This is a genomic window from Terasakiella sp. SH-1 (genome assembly GCF_004564135.1).
Classification (GTDB): Bacteria; Pseudomonadota; Alphaproteobacteria; order Rhodospirillales; family Terasakiellaceae; genus Terasakiella.
This window is the reverse complement of record NZ_CP038255.1, coordinates 1,209,538-1,228,308: the sequence shown is the minus strand read 5'-3', so window position 1 is coordinate 1,228,308 and position 18,771 is coordinate 1,209,538. Positions and strand designations below refer to the sequence as shown.

Below are 18,771 nucleotides of genomic sequence, written 5' to 3'. Positions count from 1 at the left end.
TACACTTTACAATACGAAACCGTGGGTTTCAATTTATAAATCGGCTGGCGGTGTAATTTCACTGGCAAGCAATTGTTGCTTCAAACTTTCTTTCAAACGCTCAAGCCCTGCTTCATCCTTCGCCTCACAACGCGCAACAAGGACAGGCTGCGTATTAGAGGCACGCAAAAGCCACCAGCCATCTTCATTGAGAACACGTACACCATCCACATCAATAACTTGAACACCTTCTGCATTACCCAGGCGTTGCTTCACCTCTTCTGCCACAATGAATTTACGTTCTTCCGGGCAATCAAAACGCAGTTCCGGTGTATTCACCATTTTTGGGATGGCATCCAGCATTTGATCCAGTGTTTCATCCGCTTGGGTGAGAATCGATATCAAACGGATCGCTGCATACAGCGCATCATCAAAACCGTAATACCCATCTTTAAAGAAGATATGGCCGCTCATTTCCCCAGCAAAAGGAGAACCTTCTTCTTTCATCTTGGATTTGATTAGAGAATGGCCTGTTTTCCACATCAAGCCGTTGCCGCCCATGCGCTCAACCTCATCAAACAGGGCTTGAGAGGCTTTCACGTCAGCGATAATCGTCGCACCGGGATTGCGCGACAGGATTTCCTTGGCCCAGATCACCATCAACTGATCACCCCAAAGAACACGGCCCTGACTATCAATCACGCCAATACGGTCACCATCCCCATCAAAAGCAATCCCAAGGTCATAGCCTTTGGACGCAACCGCTTCTTTCAAATCTTTCAGGTTCTTTTCCACAGTTGGGTCTGGGTGGTGGTTCGGGAACGTGCCATCAATATCAGCAAACATCAGGTGATGTTCGCCCGGCAGTTTCTCACACATCATGGTCATGGCTTCACCAGCCACACCATTGCCTGCATCCCACGCAACCTTAAGATCACGCCCGGCTTTGAAATCAGACGTAATACGTTCCACATATTGCGTCAACATTGGGCGCTGCTCAGAACTGCCCTGCCCTGTTTCAAAATCCTGTTCAACTGCAATGCGCCCCAAATCCTGAATATCAGCGCCAAAGAAAGACAGACCGGACAGCATCATTTTCATGCCGTTGTAATCAGGCGGGTTGTGTGAGCCCGTAATCATCAGGCCCGCATCAGCTTCCAACGCATATGTGGAATAATACAGCATCGGCGTTGGACCACGGCCAACTTCATAAACCGTCAGACCACAGGCAGACAAGCCGCGCACAGCCGCTGCTGCCAACCCCGGAGAGCTGAGACGACCATCATACCCCACAGCTACAGAAGACCCGCCTGCACGTTTAATACGCGTACCAAAGGCGCGGCCCAATGTTTCAACAACCTCTTCAGTAAAATTGTCACCAACAATGCCACGGATGTCATATTCACGAAGGATATTTGGGTTGATTGTCGTCATTTTGATCTCATCCTGTTTCCCTGTTAGACAGGTATCTCTCTTTAAATAAAAAGGCCCCTGCAATTAGCAGGGGCTCATTTCGTCAATTCGTCTGATTAATCTGCCAGCGGGGCACGGCCGATGCAGCTATAAGCAAAGCCTGCATCTTTCATTTCCTGGCGATTATAGATATTACGTAAATCCACCATAACCGGGGACTTAACCAACTCTTTTACACGTTCCAAATCCAACAAGCGGAATTCATTCCATTCCGTAATGATGACCAAAGCGTCCGCATCAGTCATCGTGTCATAAGAATTTTCCTGCCACTGAACACCGGGCAGCATCTCTTTTGCTTCACCCATAGCTTCCGGGTCAAACGCATGGATTTCAGCCCCAGCCTTTTGCAAGGCCGGAATAATATCCAAAGACGGTGAATCACGCATATCATCTGTGTTCGGCTTAAAGGCCACGCCGAGAACAGCGATTTTCTTGCCTTCAACAGAACCACCGCAGGCTTCAATGACTTTTGTTGCCATTTTTTGCTTACGTTCTGCATTCACATCCACAACTGTTTCAATGATCTTCAACGGGCTGTCATATTGCTGGGCTGTTTTTACCAAAGCCAATGTATCTTTTGGGAAACAAGACCCACCATAACCGGGACCAGCATGTAAGAATTTCTTGCCAATACGACCATCCAGACCAATACCTTTGGAAACGGCCTGAACGTCAGCACCAACCTTTTCACACAGATCAGCAATTTCGTTAATAAAAGTGATCTTGGCCGCCAAGAACGTATTCGCGGCATATTTGATCAGCTCAGACGTGCGACGTTCTGTAAACAGGATCGGTGTTTCAATCAGATGCAGGGGGCGATAAAGCTGACGCATCACTTCTTGCGCACGCTCGCTCATCGTACCAATCACCACACGGTCCGGGCGCATAAAATCTTCAATCGCAGAACCTTCACGCAGGAATTCCGGGTTGGACACCACATCAAATTCTGCATCCGGGCGCGTTTCGCGAATAATTTTTTCGACTTCATCGCCTGTGCCCACCGGCACCGTAGATTTTGTGACAACAACCGTATAACCATCCATAGCTTCCGCAATTTCTTTTGCCGCGGCATAGACATAAGACAGGTCTGCATGACCATCCCCACGACGTGTTGGTGTGCCCACTGCAATAAAGACCGCATCCGCCCCTTTAACGGCCTCTTTCAAATCCGTCGTAAATTCAAGACGACCACCGGACACGTTATTTTCAACCAGCTTATCAAGGCCCGGCTCGAAAATCGGCATGATGTTGTCATGCAGCTTGTTAATTTTCGTTTCGTCTTTATCGACACAAATGACATTTGTACCAAACTCTGAGAAGCATGCACCGGAGACAAGTCCAACATATCCGGTACCGATCATTGCAATACGCATGGGATTTCCTTAACGCGTTATAGTCAAAATTATTTATTCAAATCAGAAATGATTTTCTGTACACGATCACGCATATCATCACGCGCCAGTGCAAAACCGAGATTGGCTTCGATAAAACCGACTTTTGAGCCGCAGTCATAACGACGTCCCTCAAAACGCAAACCTCTAAAGTCCACATCCGGGATGGTGTTGGCCATAGCATCCGTCAGCTGAATTTCATTACCTGCGCCACGTTCTTGTTTATCCAGCTGGGCAAACACATCAGGCTGCAAGATATAACGACCAATGATAGAGAGATTTGACGGCGCATCTTCCGGGGCTGGTTTTTCAACCAAGCCTTTGGCTTGTGCAATACGGCCATCATCCGCTGTCACATCAAGAACACCATACTTGTTGGTTTCTTCACGCGGTACTTCTTCGATGGCAACCACATTACCGCCCGTTTCATTATAAACGTCGATCATCTGGCTTAAGCAACATTGCCCCTGTGCCAAAACGAGATCATCGGCGAGCAGAACCGCAAAAGGTTCATCACCGATCAATTCCTTGGCGCACCAAACCGCATGGCCCAACCCATTGGGTTTCATTTGACGAGTATAGAAAACAGACCCCGGCTTGGGCAGGATATCGCGAACGGTTTGAAGAATCTCATCCTTGCCTTTTTCATGAAGCGTATCTTCCAGCTCGTGAGAATGATCAAAATGATCTTCCAACGCAGATTTACCGCGTCCGGTCACAAAGATAAATTGTTCAATCCCGGCTTCAATAGCTTCTTCAACAGCGTATTGAATCAAAGGCTTATCGACAACCGGCAACATCTCTTTGGGCATTGCTTTGGTTGCCGGAAGGAAGCGTGTACCTAGTCCCCCAACCGGGAACACCGCTTTCCTGACAGGCTTGGTCATAGTTTTCCCCTAGACATAAACTTTTCTAGACACGGTTTTGTGCCACAGCGCACTCTGTAAAGCAAGTAAACCGACATGGAAAGTGACACTATTTTTTTGCTTGTTCATCCATATAGGCCCGCCACGCTTTGCGAGCCTTTGTACAGTTGTTCATTTTCACCGTGCGACTAAAGCGGTTTTCATGAATTTTCAAGGCAATCGCCGCCTTTGTCTGATAAAAAACCGTATCACAATAAAGCGCCTTGATACCATCCGGGCCAAGGCGTTCCCAGTCTTCCACTTCCTTTTTGCGCTTGGTCGTTGAACGGGTAAAAGCCTTTGCCGCAGCCTCCATATCCCCTTCCAGGGCTTTCAGGATTGCATTTTCCCGTCCCTTGCCATCGACCTGAGCACTCAGCCCCTCAATCCATGTGTGCTGCTGGGCCTGATGACCGGCGCGTACCAGCTCCAACACCAGTTGATCGGTTTCTTCAAAAGCCATTTTCTGCATCACCATCATGATGCGCTTTTCCGGCTTGCTGCGTTTATGGTCATAAATGGCAAAATGCTTACTGTTGGAATAACGTGAACGTTGATAGCGCGACGGCGGCATATAGTGGATTTCATTGAGATAATTCACCTTGTCACGCAAGACAACGGGCAACAGACGTGCAGTCTTGATGGCCTCATGAAGCTCCTTAAGAAACCGTTTGGTCTTCACATCACCGTAAAGGGAACCGTAAAGCTTGATCGCCCCATAATTTGTACCGATCTGATCTTCAAATTTAGCATCCTTAATCAAGGAAAAAAGACGACGTTGTACCGCCAAAATCAGGCTGTAACTGAGTTGCCGCGCAGATAAATCCCCAAGATAGCCTGCTGAAATGGTCAGCCAATCACGGTCTTCATCCCATTGAATAAAACGATCACTGCCCTCCCCCTCAATAACATGAAAGGCCGGGATCAAATCAAGAAGAGGGGTAAAATAGGGGGCCACCTTGGGCACAATGGCCACGGCCTCATTCAGCCGAGTAACAAAGGCAGCAAAGACCTCTTCGTCCAGTTCCTCATGGCGAACAACGGGAAAACGCCCAACAGCTTGAAGGTCATCATCTTGTTCGCTCAACGTCCCATTAAAGCAACTTGTTTCTTCGGGCCTCCAGTCGTTAGCCCAGCGCAATCCTGCCTCAGACACCCGATAACGTGCAGATTCAACGGCCTGTTCCTGCAGTTTCTGCGCCTTGTCATCCCCACCCCAAGCAGCCAGCTGTGCCCACATGATGGCTTTTTCCAGCGCCATATCTTCACGAGATTCTTCAAAGTAATATTGTGCGACATGGCGCTGGGCGGGGGCAATTGCCGCTTTTGCCAATTTTAAAAAGCTATGATGTGCCCCATCCAGATCCCCCAGTTTTTTGCGATTATACGCAGCCTTATAAGAAGCTAACATTGTATTCATATCGCAAAAATCACGCGCCTGTGCAGGCAGGGCAAAAATGACCAGCCCCAACAAAAACAAAAGCCTAATCATTGAGCAACACATCTCGTGCCTGATTGATTTTTGCGGCTAAATAATCAGACCCACCACGATCTGGATGCACTTGGGAAATCAGGCGGTGATAGGCTGCTTTAATTTCAGCCTCCCCAGCTCCTTCTGCCAAACCAAAAAGGTCCAGCGCTTCTTCACGGCTCATAACAGACGGGTCTGCTTGCGGTGGTTCCTGATAGGATTGCTGTTGCTGGCTCTGTTGTTGACGGGGGTCTGGCGTGCCATAAAACCAGTTACGCAAGGTGCGCCCCACATGAAAGACCGTGCGAAATCTCTCAAACCAGACAAAAAGGGCAGGTAAAGCAGCAACCGCCAGCCAAAACTTCCCACTGAATAGCAAGCGAATGATCAAAAAAGCAACAAAGGCAATCGCAATCCATTTAAACACCCGGATCACATCACGCGGATGAGCGCGCACATACCATCTTGCCAAAAAATATAAAACACCAAGTGCAAAGAAAAGAAGTATCAAATGAAACATGCTATCGCCCCTACTCTTCTTTAGCCGGGTTCGGGCCATTGCGAATGGCTTCGACCAAATTGCGGACTTCCTGACGGGCAGCCAGATGGGACATGGACAAGGCATCACCTTCAAAATCCATCATGGTCAATCCTTTAAGAAAAAGTTCACGATAAATCACCCGCTCCCCAAAACCGGAAACAATGCGACAGCCCATGCGATTGGAAAACTCTTCCAATAAGACTTCCATTTCCCGTTTGTTGCGCGCATCCAAATGGCTTAAGCGGTTACGCATCACGATCCAATCCATAAAGGCCCCGGCCTTTTTCATGGTTTTCACCTGACGTTGCTTCCAAACAGTTTCAGCATAATGGCTGGGGCGTTTGATTTTAAGGGATTGCCCATCCACCAGCGCCAAAACATCCATATCAATGAAACTGTCATTTAACGGTGTGATCAACGTATCGGCATAAGTATGGGCCAAGACACCCAGTGCGCTGTCATGGCCCGGTGTATCAATGACAATGACATCAACGCTTTGAGACAACTGTTCTATCGTTTGCTGAAAAACACCGTCATCTCCTGTGATACGGACATGATTAGGCACCTTTAAATCACGATCAGATTGTGCGCGGTTTTCCACATAGCGCGACAAGGTACCCTGACGGATATCCAGATCGACACTGCCCACCCGAAAGCCCTGATCCAGCAAGGCAACAATGACATGCATCGCAGCGGTGGATTTCCCGGTACCACCTTTTTCGTTCCCAAAGACAATTACATGTGCTGACATTATTTATGTGCCTTCAACCACACTGCTGTATCATGAAAGACTGCCCCGTTATTGGGATAGCCCGGCTCACTTGATGTTAGACTATTAATGCCTTGCCCTTCAAGGAAGGAGGAATTGGGCCAAATGCCTTCAACCACAATTGTATCTTCATGCTGGTTCTTGGCTGCAACAGCATTAAGCAACACGCTGCCTTGGTCATTACCAATACGTACAAGATCACCTTCAACCAAACCTAACTTGCGCATCACACGCTGATTGATCAAAGCTTCGGGACAACGCTCTTTAATCCGTGATGTTTTGGTTTCACTAAAGCTTGAGTTCAGGAAGTTTTGAGAAGGCGGTGTAATTAAACGAAACGGCTTATCTTCTGTCACTTCGTCAATCACATCCCAATGATCAGGCAAGGCTGGCATCTCTTTTCCCCGTACCCCCAAGGATGACCAATCGGGTTTAAAGCGAAATTTTCCATCAGGATGGGCAAAGCCATTGAGGAAATGCGCTTCTTCAAACGGCAAGGTCAGGTCATGCCCGGTCTTGGCAATAATCTCAGATGCTACTGGGTAGCCCGATGTTTTTAAGGTTTCTTCCACCAGTTCCAGCGCACTCAGATCAAAGCCACGATGCTTTGCCCCCACACGTTTTGCCAACTCACAAATCACTTCATGATTGGATTTACAAGCCCCCGGTGCTGCCATAACAGATTTCGCAACCTGTAACGTACAATGAGCACTGGCTGTATAAAGGTCATCATGTTCAAGAAACATCGTCGCAGGCAAGACGATATCGGCAAGCTTGGCTGTCTCCGTCATAAACTGTTCATGCACACACACAAACAAGTCTTCACGCATAAAGCCTTTTCGCACCTTTGAGGTATCCGGGGCCACAGCAACGGGATTGGTATTTTGAATAAACAGGGCCTTTACTTCTGCCCCACCATGAAGCGCCCCTTCATGTCCTGTCAAAATTTCGCCAATGCGCGATTGATCCAAAACACGCACCTTTGAATCGCGCACATCCTTGCCTTCAATCAAGGTCGTATCCAGTTTGGCAAGATCCCCCTGCCCATACAAGGCCCCTCCACCTTCATATTGCCACGCCCCCGTCACTGCAGGCAGGCAAGAAACGGCGTGCATGTTGTGTGCGCCATTGCGCGATCTCGTCATCCCATGACCAACACGCAAGAAGGTCTTTTTTGAACTGCCATAAAGACGCGCAAAAGATTCAATGGTATGGGCAGGCACCCCTGTAATATCGGCAGCCCAGGCCGGTGTTTTTGTTTTCAGGTGGGCTTCCAGCTCGTGGGGGACATCAGTATATTTTGCCAGATAGTCCCGGTCTGCATACCCTTCCTTAAACAGGACATGCATCACCGCACAAGCCAGCGCCCCGTCCGTTCCCGGTCTTAAGGGAATATGGAGATGGGCCTTGTCTGCTGTTTTGTTCTGATAGGGGTCAACCACCACCAGCTTCGCCCCATTGCGAATACCGTTAATTACATGGGTCATCAGATGGATTTGGCTGGACACTGCATTGAGCCCCCAGATCACAATCAGATCGGATTTTTCCATTTCCAGTACATCTGTACCACGCTTTGCGCCACACCCGGCTTCCCAGCCCGGCCCGCTCAGGGCGACACAATAGGTACCTTGCATCCCGCTGTAGCCTTTGGCATGACGCAAACGGTTAATCCCGTCACGCATGACATGCCCCATGGTACCCGCATAAAAAAACGGCCAAACTGCCTCAGCCCCATAATCTTCTTCAACACGCAGCAAATTTTGCGCCACTGTATTTAAGGCTTCATCCCAGCTAATACGCTTAAAATTATCCGCCCCCTTCGGCCCAACCCGCTTCATTGGATACAGCAGGCGATGAGCATGATGGAGACGTTCACTATAGCGCGACACTTTCCCGCAGATAATCCCTGTGGTAAATGGGTTATCCGGGCTCCCCTTCACCTTGCCAATACGGTTATCGCCCAGACGTTCCACCTCCAGCGGGCATACGCTCGGGCAATCATGGGGACAGACGGATTTAACGAATTCAGCACACATGGGACAAGGGATCTTCTCAATATTATTATGTGTTTGTAATGTAGTGTGATTACTTGTCTTTTGGCAAGGAACACAGTAGGGTCTGCCCAATCTAATTTTCGGTTGAGCCCTATCATGAAAAAATCCATCCTGTTCGTCCTCGCCTTTCTCGCTCTTTTTGGCGGTGTTTCAGCCTTTATCCTGTGGCAAAGCGAACATGTCAGCAAAGAAGAAGGGTTTCTCTATAGCGCCATTGGCTGTACCAGTGTGTTTAAGAAACTGGATCGTTCCGACAAAGTGGAAACCATGCTCAACCTGATCCATCATTTTGCCAATCGTGAAGGGATCGAAGCAACCCAGCCGGGCTATCTCACGCGCTTCATCAAACTGGTTGAAAAGAAGTGGGAAAAGGAAAATGATCTGGCACAGAAAAACTGTAGCGGAATCTACACGATGGCGCTGGAAGAAAAGAAACCGCAAACCTACAATGCCGTGGCACAGAGTGTGATTGACTATATTGCTGATCTGGATAGTAAAAAACGCGAGTCCGCCACAGAAAAAGCCCATCGTGTCTTAAAAGAAAAAGGCTTGTCCCCCGAATAAATCACCAAACTACGTAACAGTCCGAATTTATTTCTCGCCCATCTTATTGTATCCTTTAGTAGTAACTCAAATAGAGGGTCTAAAAATGGAAATCAGCATCCGAGAAATAGAAAGTGACTGCGTTGTCTATCTATCTGGAAAAATAAGCTTCCTTGATAGTGAGCTTTTCCGTTCCATGATCGACAATATTGTGACCAACAAGCCTGAAACCTGCATTTTTGATTTATTTGACTGTATCTACATTGATTCAGCTGGGCTGGGACTTCTGATGCAGGCGCATGAACTTTTTGAACATCATGACATCAATTTTCATGTTCGAAATGCCAGAGATCAGGTTCACAAAGTATTGGAAATCTCTTCGTTCAACCGGATCATGAGTATCAATGAAGTTCCCGGAGATCCCCATCAACAGCATTTGTAAGTAAAACATATACACGCCATTGTGATTTGCCTGAGATCAAACGACTTGCGATCATATATCAGGGCCACAGATATGGTGTATAGATGTTAACGCGTATTTTCCTTTTTATCTCCCTTATGCTGTTTGCGACAGCTGCCATTGCAGATGTGATGCAATGGCAGCGCGAGTTCCCAAAAGCAGACTTTTCCAAAACCACTGTTCCTTATAAAGAAATCCTGTCAGGCGGTGTGCCCCGTGATGCAATCCCCGCCATTGACACCCCCCTGTTCAAGCCTGCCCATGATGTCGACCTAACCGAAACAGAACCAGTCATCGGCATAGAAATCAACGGGCAATATAAAGCCTATCCTTTGCGCATTCTCATGTGGCATGAAATCGTCAATGATCATTTGGCAGGCCAGCCGATCACTGTTACCTACTGCCCCCTGTGTAATGCTGCCATTGTCTTTAACCGGACACTTGAAGGCCAGATTCTGGATTTTGGCACCACAGGGCGGCTGCGCCATTCCGACCTTGTGATGTATGATCGCCAAACCGAAAGCTTTTTCCAGCAGGCAATGGGGGTTGCAATTATGGGGACACTGGCAGGCAAAGAACTGGAAATGCTGCCCGCACGTATAGAAAGCTTTGCCAATTATAAAAAACGCGCAGGCCCCAATGCTCCCATTCTTGTCCCGACAAACCCAAGAATGCGCAATTACGGGATAAACCCATATGCAGGCTATGAAAAAGGCTACCCGTTTTTATACAAGGGGGAACTCCCTGATGGGATCAACCCTATGCAACGCGTCATCACCACACAAAAACGCGACATTGCCTATTCTCTTGCCCTTCTTAGAGAACGCGGTGAGATTAAAGCCCCAAATGACGTTGTTTTTCGTTGGAGTGCGGGACAAAACAGCGCCCTTGATGGCCGGTTGATTGCAAAAGGACGTGATATTGGCAATGTCACAGCAACACAAAATGGCAAAGATATCGTCTATTTTATTGAATTTGCCTTCGTCTATCATGCCTTTTCAAAAGGTGGACAAATCATTCAATAAATTATTTATTTTTTTCATAACTTTCCCCTATATTTAGCATCAGGCCATAAGAGGAATTAATCAAATGAGTGAATGCGTTCAAGCCATCGTCATTGGCGCTGGTGTTGTCGGGCTTGCCTGCGCCCGTGAACTGGCAAAAGCCGGGAAAGAAGTCATCATTATTGAGGCTGAAACAGCCATTGGCATGGGCACAAGCTCACGCAACAGCGAAGTCATTCATGCTGGCATTTATTATCCTAAAAACAGCCTCAAAGCCCGCTTATGCGTCGAAGGCAAACATTTGCTTTATGACTATTGTGACAGCCATGGTGTCCCCTATAAAAAACTTGGTAAACTGATTGTTGCGACCTCAAAAGAACAAATCGACACCCTGAAATCCATCCAACAAAAAGCAAAAGAAAACGGGGTGGATGATTTAATCTGGCTTAATAAAGAAGAAACTTACAAGGCAGAACCTGCTCTCAAGGCCGAAGCCGCCCTTTTATCCCCTTCCACCGGGATTATTGATACCCATGCCTATATGTTATCCCTGTTGGGGGATGCCGAAGAACATGGGGCTATGCTTGCCCTGAACAGTCCGGTTTTATCAGGCCGGCTTACAGAGACAGGCGTGACACTTCAGGTTGGAGGAGATTCCCCCATGGAAATTTTCACCGAACTTCTAATCAATTGCAGCGGCTTAAATGCCATTAAATTAGCACGTACAATTCAGGGCTTTCCTGCACCAGATATCCCACAAGATTATTATTGCAAGGGCAATTATTTCTCACTTGCCACCAAAGCCCCCTTTTCCCACCTGATCTACCCCGTACCTGAAAAGGCAGGTCTGGGCGTGCATTTAACTTTGGATATGGGCGGACAAGCCCGTTTTGGCCCTGATGTTGAATGGCTCGAAAATGGTGACCATATTAATTATGATGTCTGCTCCAAACGAGGTGAGAAATTTTACGATGCCATTCGTGCCTACTGGCCTGAGCTGAAAGAAGGTGATCTGCATGCTGATTATTCTGGCGTGCGCCCCAAAATCCAAAAGCCCGATGAGGAAGCCAAAGATTTCCTTATCCAAGGCCCTCAAGAACATGGTATTTTAGGTTTTATAAACCTCTTTGGAATAGAGTCACCGGGCTTGACCTCCAGCCTTGCCATTGCAAGAGAGGTCGTACGGAAACTGGATCTCAGCTAAGTGTGGATATGATGAAACTCACGGTGTGGAAAAAATGTGCAACAATGGCCTTTGCCCTGTCCTTCATGGCAACAGGCGCTGTGGCACAAGTCACCTCTCAAGGTAAAGTCCTGACTGATGGGGATGACGATCCATCCAAGGCCATCTATTCCGGACCATCACTGGACTATGCCGCTGAGATGCGCAAGCTGGTCCAGAACATTTCCAAATATGGCCGTAAATTCAAACGTGATTTTCTGGTACTGACCTATGGCGGACGTGGTTTGCTCACCCAGCTTATTGATGTTGACCAGCTGATCAGTGCTCCCAGTTCCGTTTATCTGCAAACCATTGATGGGATTATCCAGCCGCATCTATCTTATGGCATGGACGCTTTCGGTGAAGCCCTGACAGAAAAAGAACAAAAAGGTATTTTAGAAGAACTGCAAATTGCCCGTGATACCGGGCTCAACGTCTTCACACTGGATTATGCCTCAAAGCCCAAAGATGTGGACAAGGCCATTCGTACAGCTGCCCAGAACAAATTCGTTCCCTATGTGGCACCGGGGATGGGCTTGCGCAATAACAAGATTGCCAACTGGCCCAAACGCCCCTTTCGCGAAAACTCCCATACCGTTACCAATGCACAATCCATCAAAAACTATCTGATCATCAATGACTCTTCACGTTTTGGCACACGCGAAGAATATGCGATGAAAGTGCATAACACAAATTTCGATATGGTTATCACCCCGGTCTTCCACCGCCGTTCCACCACATTGGGGCGTCATAACGTGCGCAAGATGCAGTTTAAAAAGACGGGCGCACGCCGCCCTGTTCTCGCCTATCTCGATATCGGCGCTGCTGATGTCGGAGCCTTTTACTGGCAAGATAGCTGGCGCATGGGCAATCCATCCTGGATTTTGGACTTGGCCCCCTCCAGTTCCGACAAGTACCTTGTACAATACTGGCATCCCAGCTGGCATCAGGTTCTTTACGGCCATAACATGTCCTTCATGTATGGTATCATGAAAGAAGGCTATGACGGTATCCTGCTCGACGGGGTTGAAAATTACGAATTTTTTGACAACCCGGACAAGCTGGACGAAGAACGCGCACAGTAAAGTTATTATGGCCTAAAACTTACGGCTATAATGCGCTTCTGTACAAGATTGGATAACAAAGCCTTTTTCCGGTGGATAACGGTCTGTAATCAGCACTAGTGCTTCATCCTGGGTATCAGCCACGATGTTCTGGTAATGAACATCAGCCCATTCGTCCCCAAAGTCCAGATGATGGTCGTTTTCCTTCACACAATCACGCACAGCCCGATTGTAGATACCGATTTCAAAGGTTTTCTGGTTTCCGGTTGCAACAGCAAACATGGTCCTACTCTCCTGATTTATTCACGCTCTAATCTCATGAATAATGGTAAGACCACTTTATTAAGATTTAATTGATGTGTCGCCAAACTCAGTAAATGAATAGGTCCTGACCCTAGGCAGGTGAAATACTCCGAATAATAAAGCCGCGATCTTTTGGGTATTTCGTCAAAATTTTGCGGCGTGCATCCATTTCATCACGTGCACTGACTTCAATAAAACGGATATCTGCCCAATCATCACTATATTCAGCAGGCTCGTCATTTTGTACGGCTTGTTTCACCAGTTCATTATAAATTTCAACTTCAAAGAGAGCCATCTGTGTAACCTTTAGCATTTTATCTGAAAAGACAATAAAGCATATCAAATTGTAGATCAGTGATCTATATCACAAATGGATTTTATCTAAAGTTTTCTTCAATCTTGACCAACCTTGCTCCGAAGCAGGTAAGCCTATGCGCAAATGTTGCGGCTGGTCTGCAAAAGGCCGGGTCAAGATACCTGCCTTGCCCAGTTGTTCAAAAACTTGCCCGGCATTAGGGTGAAAACAATATCGAAATAAGGAAGTTCCCCCGACAACTTCAAGCCCGCCTGCTTGTAAAAGCATATCCAGACGCTTTTGTGCATCCTCTAAATCAACACGGGTCTGTTCAATCCATACATCATCACGAAAGGCACAACGCCCTATTTCCATAGCTGGACCATTTACAGCCCAGGGACCAATACCGTCTTTTAAACGTTGTGAGATCGAACCAGCAGCCAATACAAAGCCCAAGCGAATACCAGCCAGACCAAAAAACTTTCCAAAGGAACGTAGAACCATCAGCCCTTCACACCCAACATGCTGCGAAAGGTCAATATCGGGCATACAATCCATAAAGGCCCCATCCACAATTAAAGAGCCCCCTTTGGCATGTTGGCGCGCCGCCAAAGCCAACAAATCCTCCGGCATATAAATCTCACCCGTTGGATTATTCGGGTTCACAACGATAACAATATCGCCTTCAGCTTCCGCCTGTGACAAAAGAGGGACTTCTTTCACATCATGTCCGGCCAGGCCCCAGCAGTAGGCATGTTCTTTATAGGTTGGACCGACAATGCGGACCTTTTTTGTTTTCTCAAACAAATGAGGCAGAATTTGTAAAAGTGTCTGTGTCCCAGAAACAGGGATCACTTTATTTGCGCAATCCACACCATAATAAGAAGCTGCCGCCTCTTTTAAATCCTGCAACAAATGCTGATCGGGCAAGCGCCCCCAGAGGTCTTTTTCAAGGTCAGGAATCGGATATGGGTGCGGGTTAATTCCCGTTGATAAATCGACCCATTCCTCAATTGGCACCCCAAATTGCTGTGTTGCAGCCGCTAAGTTGCCGCCGTGAAAGACTGCCAAGGCCGATCTCCCGTGTAATTTTCTTTTATGAAGCGTTGATTTGACGCAATGGGTAGCATGGTCTATTCGCCCACTCAAGCAAGACAAATTATAAAAGTGAAATAAAATTTCATATGAAATTACCACAGTTAAGAAAATTAGAAAAAATCACCTTGGTGCGCAAGTTCATTTCAATTGCTGCATTGCCAACAATTACCTTAAAAAACAACAATTTAGGTAATTTTACCCCTTGAAAAACCCTATTGAATCCTCACATAAAATAAAGATTGGTTCATAAATAAAATACAGGAGCGCAATCATGTCTGTCTTTACCGCCCCCGATTTCGACGGGCACGAAAATGTTGTCTTTGGCTGTGATGAAGCCACCGGATTAAAATGCATTATCGCCATACATAACACCAACCGTGGCCCTGCCCTTGGCGGGTCTCGTTTTTGGAATTATGACAACGAGCAGGATGCCGTGACCGATGTCTTGCGCCTGTCCAAAGGGATGACCTACAAGGCTGCTGTTGCCGACCTTGATCTGGGCGGTGGAAAGTCCGTCATCATTGGTGACGCCAAAAAGATAAAAACACCAGACCTCATGCGTGCTTTTGGCCGGGTGATTGAACGGTTAAACGGAAAATATATTACCGCAGAAGATGTCGGCACCACAGTGACAGATATGGACTATATCCGAGAAAGCACCCGCCATGTACGCGGTAAATCAACCGGGTCCGGTAATCCCTCCCCCCTCACCGCCCTTGGGGTTTTTCTGGGGCTGAAAGCAGCTGTTAAACATCAATTGAAAACAGACGACCTGACAGGCTTGCACATTGCCGTACAAGGTGTCGGAAACGTTGGCTATTATCTGTGTAAATATTTGCATGAAGCCGGGGCCAAACTGGTCGTATGCGATATTAACAAAACATCTCTCCAACGGGTTGAAAATGAATTTAGCGCACAGATTGTCGGGTTGGACGATATCTATAGCCAGGCCGTTGACGTCTATGCCCCTTGTGCGCTTGGTGCGACAGTCAATGACCAGACTATTGAACAGTTCAAAACCACCATCATTGCCGGGGCTGCCAATAACCAGCTGGCTCAGGATCATCACGGGGAAGCCTTAAAGGAAATGGGGGTTCTCTATGCCCCTGACTATGTGATTAATGCCGGGGGCCTGATTAATGTTGCCCACGAAACAGAAGACTATGATGTTGAGATTGTAAAAGCCAAAATCAGTAAAATCTACGACACCTTACTTGAGATCTTCCAACGCTCAGACAAGCAGAACCTCCCGCCCTCAATCATTGCAGACCACATGGCAGAAGAACGTTTTAAAGGCCCTTTTGAGGCTCAAGCGGCTGAATAAATCAGAAAACACATCAACCAGAAGGGAATTTAGCGTTGCTGTTTTTCTTAATTTAGTTTAAATTTTATGTAAATTAAATACAGAGAGCAGGAGGAGCATATGGGACACACCATTAATATGGACCACCGCCAAAGTAAAAGGCATGCGATCAATGTGATGGCAAACCTTTTGTGTGAGAATACCTCTCACCCTGCGCAAGTTCTGGATATTTCTAAAGGGGGCGCAAAGATCACTCTTGCAGCCTCCACTTTGGATAAAGATAGTGAAGTACAAATTGACCTGCCCTTCCTGAATGAACTGGACGCAACCGTCATCTGGTCCAGCGGGCAAAGTTGTGGCCTGCGTTTTTTTGACGATCAGGATCGCCTGAATGATTTCCTCTATAATCTGGCGATTTATGGCGTGTGTGGTCACGCTGAATAAAAGTTACTTAAGCACCTCCATTGCAAAAGAGGTGCGAAACCGCATGACATTCGGATCATGGTTAAACAGCTTGTCACAGACCTGCTGATATTCTTCCATGTCCGCCAAATGCATCACCAACAGCACATCACTTTCCCCTGTAATGCTATAGGCTTGAACCACGGCACTTTCTTTTTTAATAGAGTCACGAAAAGCGGCCTGAGCTTGTGCGCCATGGCGATCCAGATCAACCTCGACAATTGCTTTCAGATTTTTGCCCAATATTTTGTCATCAATAATGGCAACCGTTTTCTGAATGACCCCATCTTTTTTCAAACGCTGAACCCGGCGCAAACAGCTGCTGGGGGACAGGTTTACCTTTTCTGCCAAAGCTGCATTTGTAATGTCTGCATCTTGTTGAAGGCAGCCGAGAATGTTCTGATCAATCTTATCCATGCAATAATATTGCACAAACCAACAATATTTGACCACAAATTCTTTGCACTTTCATTTATGGTCCCTTCATCTTCAATTGGAATGAGGACCACAGATCATGCTCCCGATTATCAACTGGTTTAAAAAGCCTGTTTGCGACAGTGTTACCCTTTACTGGGAACTTCTCAAAGTCATGGTCCCGATTATGATCCTTGTTCGCCTTGGCGTGGAATTTGGCATGATTGAAGTTATCGCCCAAATCTTCACCCCCTTCATGGACCTCGTTGGCCTGCCACCAGAAGCCGGGATCATCTGGACAACCGCCATGCTGGTCAATATCTATGCCGCCATGGTGGCCCTTGTCACCCTGCTGCCCGAAGCCCCCATGACCATCGCCCAAGTCACCGTACTGGGCACCATGATCCTGATTGCCCACAGCCTGCCGATTGAACAACGCATCGTGCAAAAAGCCGGGCCAAGCTTCACCGCAACAACGGCTTTGCGTGTCGCAGGGGCTATGGCATTAGGCGCGATCCTGAATGTCTTTTACAGCTCTTTCAACATGCTGAGCGAGCCTGCCCATATTGATTGGCTCCCAGCTACCGAAGCAAATGCGACATGGCAGGAATGGGCTATTGACAGCGCAATCTCCCTCTTCACTATTTTCTGGATTATCCTTGCCCTTGTCATTGTCTTAAAAGCCTTTGAAGATTTAAAAATCAATGACTTGATTTCCAAAGTACTCTCCCCCCTGCTTAGCCTTCTCGGCATCTCCAATCACGCTATTCCGGTCACACTTATCGGTGTTGTGCTGGGTCTGGGATATGGCGGGGCCTTAATCCTGCGCGAAGCCAAAGAGGGCAACATGTCAAAACAGGATATTTTCCTTTCCTTAAGCTTCATGTGTTTATTCCACAGTGCCTTGGAAGATACCTTGCTGATCTTTGCCCTGGGTGCGGACCTGAGCGGTATCTTAATTGCCCGCTTCCTGTTTGCCTTTATCGTTGTGTTTCTGCTCAGTCAGTTGGTCAAACGTTTGCCTCAACCCCTCTTTGATAAAATCCTCTTTTCAAAAGGTTAGGATCACAGTAGCTTAAGAGAATGAAAAAATACTCATATGATGACGTCGATATTCTAATCGCAGACCAGAACCTGCAATTGCGCGCCGGGCTCAAAGGGATGCTGCATCAGTCCGGTTTTCGCGATATCAAGGATGTGGGCACGCACGAACAACTGGTTGATGAAGTTAAAATCAAGTCTCCTGACCTGATTTTATGTGATGTTGACCTGCCCGGCGGTGATGTCTGTGAGACAATTGTTGAACTGCGCCACAAAAAATGTGGCTTTAATCCCTTTGCCTCCATCATTTTATTTATTGATGAACCCACACAGGATGTGGTCAGCCGGGCATCACGGGCTGGAGTGGACGATCTACAAATCAAGCCGATTGTCGCTCAAAAAGTACTTGATCGGGTGCAGTATCTCGTAGAAAAGCGCAAACCTTTTGTGGTGACGACTGACTATATCGGCCCGGATCGTCGCACAGGGCATCGTCCGGGCACTCAGAAAATTGACGCTATTGATGTTCCCAACAGCCTGAAAGATAAAGCCACGGGTATCTTTAACGAACGCAAATTTCGTGAAGATGTAGAAAACGCTTTCTGGAATATCAATTCGCAAAAAATTGAACGCCAAGCTTATCAGATTGCCTATCTGGTTGACCGCATTGTCCCCGCCTATCAGGCCAAACAGTTCAATAAAGAAAGCATGACCCAGTGTGCCCGGCTGGTGGATGTGTCCAAAGATATTGCACACCGCCTTGAAGACAGTGATTTCAATCACCTGTCCGGTCTTGTTGCCACATTGGAAACCGTGGCAGAATCCCTATGGAAAAGCGGTACCCTGCCCAAGCAGAAAGACTTGGAACTGCTGCCTGAACTCTCAGCAGCGATTTCGGCAACCTTTAAATCTGTTAAGGCCGCAGCACCCTTTGCCGATGAAATCATCCATTCTGTTCAGGATAAATATCAGAAATAAC

At 47.3% G+C, this 18,771-nt stretch carries 20 protein-coding genes; 9 read left to right on the top strand and 11 right to left on the bottom strand.

The annotated features are described in order from the left end of the window. Window positions 1-33: 33 nt before the first annotated feature. From E4K71_RS05675 to E4K71_RS05645, 7 genes are all read right to left on the bottom strand, one after another. Window positions 34-1,413 (bottom strand): phosphomannomutase/phosphoglucomutase, encoded by a 1,380-nt coding sequence (locus tag E4K71_RS05675; protein ID WP_135077605.1) that lies wholly within the window; start codon window positions 1,411-1,413, stop codon window positions 34-36. Between the two features lie 95 nt (window positions 1,414-1,508). Further along, entirely contained in the window at window positions 1,509-2,825 is a 1,317-nt protein-coding gene (locus E4K71_RS05670; protein ID WP_135077603.1) for a UDP-glucose/GDP-mannose dehydrogenase family protein, read from the bottom strand. A gap of 29 nt (window positions 2,826-2,854) precedes the next feature. Continuing rightward, window positions 2,855-3,730: a UTP--glucose-1-phosphate uridylyltransferase GalU gene (galU, locus tag E4K71_RS05665; RefSeq protein WP_135077601.1), complete on the bottom strand. Its 876-nt coding sequence runs from the start codon at window positions 3,728-3,730 to the stop codon at window positions 2,855-2,857. A gap of 88 nt (window positions 3,731-3,818) precedes the next feature. Then, window positions 3,819-5,240: a hypothetical protein gene (locus E4K71_RS05660; protein WP_135077599.1), complete on the bottom strand. Its 1,422-nt coding sequence runs from the start codon at window positions 5,238-5,240 to the stop codon at window positions 3,819-3,821. Further along, window positions 5,233-5,739 (bottom strand): DnaJ domain-containing protein, encoded by a 507-nt coding sequence (locus tag E4K71_RS05655; protein ID WP_135077597.1) that lies wholly within the window; start codon window positions 5,737-5,739, stop codon window positions 5,233-5,235. The genes E4K71_RS05660 and E4K71_RS05655 overlap by 8 nt, the downstream gene beginning before the upstream one ends. 10 nt (window positions 5,740-5,749) lie before the next feature. Next, window positions 5,750-6,511, bottom strand: a complete 762-nt coding sequence (locus E4K71_RS05650; protein ID WP_135077595.1) for a division plane positioning ATPase MipZ — start codon at window positions 6,509-6,511, stop codon at window positions 5,750-5,752. After that, window positions 6,511-8,565 (bottom strand): molybdopterin-dependent oxidoreductase, encoded by a 2,055-nt coding sequence (locus E4K71_RS05645; protein ID WP_135077593.1) that lies wholly within the window; start codon window positions 8,563-8,565, stop codon window positions 6,511-6,513. The genes E4K71_RS05650 and E4K71_RS05645 overlap by 1 nt, the downstream gene beginning before the upstream one ends. A 114-nt stretch (window positions 8,566-8,679) precedes the next feature. Here E4K71_RS05645 and E4K71_RS05640 point away from each other — a divergent pair, with 114 nt between their 5' ends. From E4K71_RS05640 to E4K71_RS05620, 5 genes are all read left to right on the top strand, one after another. Then, a complete protein-coding gene (locus E4K71_RS05640) occupies window positions 8,680-9,147 on the top strand; it encodes a hypothetical protein (RefSeq protein ID WP_135077591.1) in 468 nt (155 codons plus the stop codon). A gap of 85 nt (window positions 9,148-9,232) precedes the next feature. Next, a complete protein-coding gene (locus E4K71_RS05635; RefSeq protein ID WP_135077589.1) occupies window positions 9,233-9,568 on the top strand; it encodes an STAS domain-containing protein in 336 nt (111 codons plus the stop codon). 83 nt (window positions 9,569-9,651) lie between these two features. Continuing rightward, window positions 9,652-10,611 carry a DUF3179 domain-containing protein gene (locus tag E4K71_RS05630; RefSeq protein WP_135077587.1) on the top strand — a complete coding sequence of 320 codons (960 nt, stop codon included), beginning with the start codon at window positions 9,652-9,654 and terminating at the stop codon, window positions 10,609-10,611. A gap of 64 nt (window positions 10,612-10,675) precedes the next feature. Further along, the gene (locus tag E4K71_RS05625) at window positions 10,676-11,794 is read left to right on the top strand and encodes an NAD(P)/FAD-dependent oxidoreductase (protein ID WP_135077585.1); all 1,119 of its coding nucleotides are present in this window, start codon (window positions 10,676-10,678) and stop codon (window positions 11,792-11,794) included. A gap of 8 nt (window positions 11,795-11,802) precedes the next feature. Continuing rightward, the gene (locus tag E4K71_RS05620; protein ID WP_135077583.1) at window positions 11,803-12,897 is read left to right on the top strand and encodes a hypothetical protein; all 1,095 of its coding nucleotides are present in this window, start codon (window positions 11,803-11,805) and stop codon (window positions 12,895-12,897) included. Window positions 12,898-12,909: 12 nt separating this feature from the next. Here E4K71_RS05620 and E4K71_RS05615 read toward each other — a convergent pair whose 3' ends face one another. The 3 genes from E4K71_RS05615 to cobD form a co-directional block, all read right to left on the bottom strand. Then, complete coding sequence (locus E4K71_RS05615) at window positions 12,910-13,158, bottom strand: hypothetical protein (protein ID WP_135077581.1); 249 nt, start codon at window positions 13,156-13,158, stop codon at window positions 12,910-12,912. A 112-nt stretch (window positions 13,159-13,270) separates the two neighbouring features. Beyond that, the gene (locus E4K71_RS05610; protein ID WP_135077579.1) at window positions 13,271-13,474 is read right to left on the bottom strand and encodes a hypothetical protein; all 204 of its coding nucleotides are present in this window, start codon (window positions 13,472-13,474) and stop codon (window positions 13,271-13,273) included. A 69-nt stretch (window positions 13,475-13,543) separates the two neighbouring features. After that, entirely contained in the window at window positions 13,544-14,545 is a 1,002-nt protein-coding gene (gene cobD / locus E4K71_RS05605) for a threonine-phosphate decarboxylase CobD (RefSeq protein ID WP_135077577.1), read from the bottom strand. Window positions 14,546-14,843: 298 nt separating this feature from the next. Here cobD and E4K71_RS05600 point away from each other — a divergent pair, with 298 nt between their 5' ends. Both E4K71_RS05600 and E4K71_RS05595 read left to right on the top strand, forming a co-directional pair. Then, window positions 14,844-15,896: an amino acid dehydrogenase gene (locus E4K71_RS05600; protein WP_135077575.1), complete on the top strand. Its 1,053-nt coding sequence runs from the start codon at window positions 14,844-14,846 to the stop codon at window positions 15,894-15,896. Window positions 15,897-15,995: 99 nt separating this feature from the next. Next, on the top strand, window positions 15,996-16,319 hold the full coding sequence (locus tag E4K71_RS05595; RefSeq protein WP_135077573.1) for a PilZ domain-containing protein: 324 nt from the start codon (window positions 15,996-15,998) through the stop codon (window positions 16,317-16,319). A gap of 3 nt (window positions 16,320-16,322) precedes the next feature. Here the strand turns inward: E4K71_RS05595 and E4K71_RS05590 are convergent, their stop codons facing one another. Next, entirely contained in the window at window positions 16,323-16,754 is a 432-nt protein-coding gene (locus E4K71_RS05590; protein WP_135077571.1) for an Lrp/AsnC family transcriptional regulator, read from the bottom strand. 97 nt (window positions 16,755-16,851) lie between these two features. Here E4K71_RS05590 and E4K71_RS05585 point away from each other — a divergent pair, with 97 nt between their 5' ends. Further along, window positions 16,852-17,814 (top strand): nucleoside recognition protein, encoded by a 963-nt coding sequence (locus tag E4K71_RS05585; protein ID WP_135077569.1) that lies wholly within the window; start codon window positions 16,852-16,854, stop codon window positions 17,812-17,814. A 20-nt stretch (window positions 17,815-17,834) separates the two neighbouring features. Next, the gene (locus E4K71_RS05580) at window positions 17,835-18,770 is read left to right on the top strand and encodes a response regulator (protein ID WP_135077567.1); all 936 of its coding nucleotides are present in this window, start codon (window positions 17,835-17,837) and stop codon (window positions 18,768-18,770) included. The last annotated feature ends 1 nt before the right edge of the window (window position 18,771 follow it).

Bases quoted from the DNA above. Each gene is read 5' to 3' on its own strand.
- E4K71_RS05585 (WP_135077569.1), top strand. From the start codon at position 16,852: ATGCTCCCGATTATCAACTGGTTTAAAAAGCCTGTTTGCGACAGTGTT.
- galU (WP_135077601.1), bottom strand. From the start codon at position 3,730: ATGACCAAGCCTGTCAGGAAAGCGGTGTTCCCGGTTGGGGGACTAGGT.
- E4K71_RS05620 (WP_135077583.1), top strand. From the start codon at position 11,803: ATGATGAAACTCACGGTGTGGAAAAAATGTGCAACAATGGCCTTTGCC.
- E4K71_RS05630 (WP_135077587.1), top strand. From the start codon at position 9,652: ATGTTAACGCGTATTTTCCTTTTTATCTCCCTTATGCTGTTTGCGACA.
- E4K71_RS05655 (WP_135077597.1), bottom strand. From the start codon at position 5,739: ATGTTTCATTTGATACTTCTTTTCTTTGCACTTGGTGTTTTATATTTT.
- E4K71_RS05640 (WP_135077591.1), top strand. From the start codon at position 8,680: ATGAAAAAATCCATCCTGTTCGTCCTCGCCTTTCTCGCTCTTTTTGGC.
- E4K71_RS05580 (WP_135077567.1), top strand. From the start codon at position 17,835: ATGAAAAAATACTCATATGATGACGTCGATATTCTAATCGCAGACCAG.
- E4K71_RS05635 (WP_135077589.1), top strand. From the start codon at position 9,233: ATGGAAATCAGCATCCGAGAAATAGAAAGTGACTGCGTTGTCTATCTA.
- E4K71_RS05675 (WP_135077605.1), bottom strand. From the start codon at position 1,413: ATGACGACAATCAACCCAAATATCCTTCGTGAATATGACATCCGTGGC.
- E4K71_RS05610 (WP_135077579.1), bottom strand. From the start codon at position 13,474: ATGGCTCTCTTTGAAGTTGAAATTTATAATGAACTGGTGAAACAAGCC.
- E4K71_RS05660 (WP_135077599.1), bottom strand. From the start codon at position 5,240: ATGATTAGGCTTTTGTTTTTGTTGGGGCTGGTCATTTTTGCCCTGCCT.
- E4K71_RS05670 (WP_135077603.1), bottom strand. From the start codon at position 2,825: ATGCGTATTGCAATGATCGGTACCGGATATGTTGGACTTGTCTCCGGT.
- E4K71_RS05645 (WP_135077593.1), bottom strand. From the start codon at position 8,565: ATGTGTGCTGAATTCGTTAAATCCGTCTGTCCCCATGATTGCCCGAGC.
- E4K71_RS05590 (WP_135077571.1), bottom strand. From the start codon at position 16,754: ATGGATAAGATTGATCAGAACATTCTCGGCTGCCTTCAACAAGATGCA.
- E4K71_RS05625 (WP_135077585.1), top strand. From the start codon at position 10,676: ATGAGTGAATGCGTTCAAGCCATCGTCATTGGCGCTGGTGTTGTCGGG.
- E4K71_RS05600 (WP_135077575.1), top strand. From the start codon at position 14,844: ATGTCTGTCTTTACCGCCCCCGATTTCGACGGGCACGAAAATGTTGTC.
- E4K71_RS05595 (WP_135077573.1), top strand. From the start codon at position 15,996: ATGGGACACACCATTAATATGGACCACCGCCAAAGTAAAAGGCATGCG.
- E4K71_RS05650 (WP_135077595.1), bottom strand. From the start codon at position 6,511: ATGTCAGCACATGTAATTGTCTTTGGGAACGAAAAAGGTGGTACCGGG.
- E4K71_RS05615 (WP_135077581.1), bottom strand. From the start codon at position 13,158: ATGTTTGCTGTTGCAACCGGAAACCAGAAAACCTTTGAAATCGGTATC.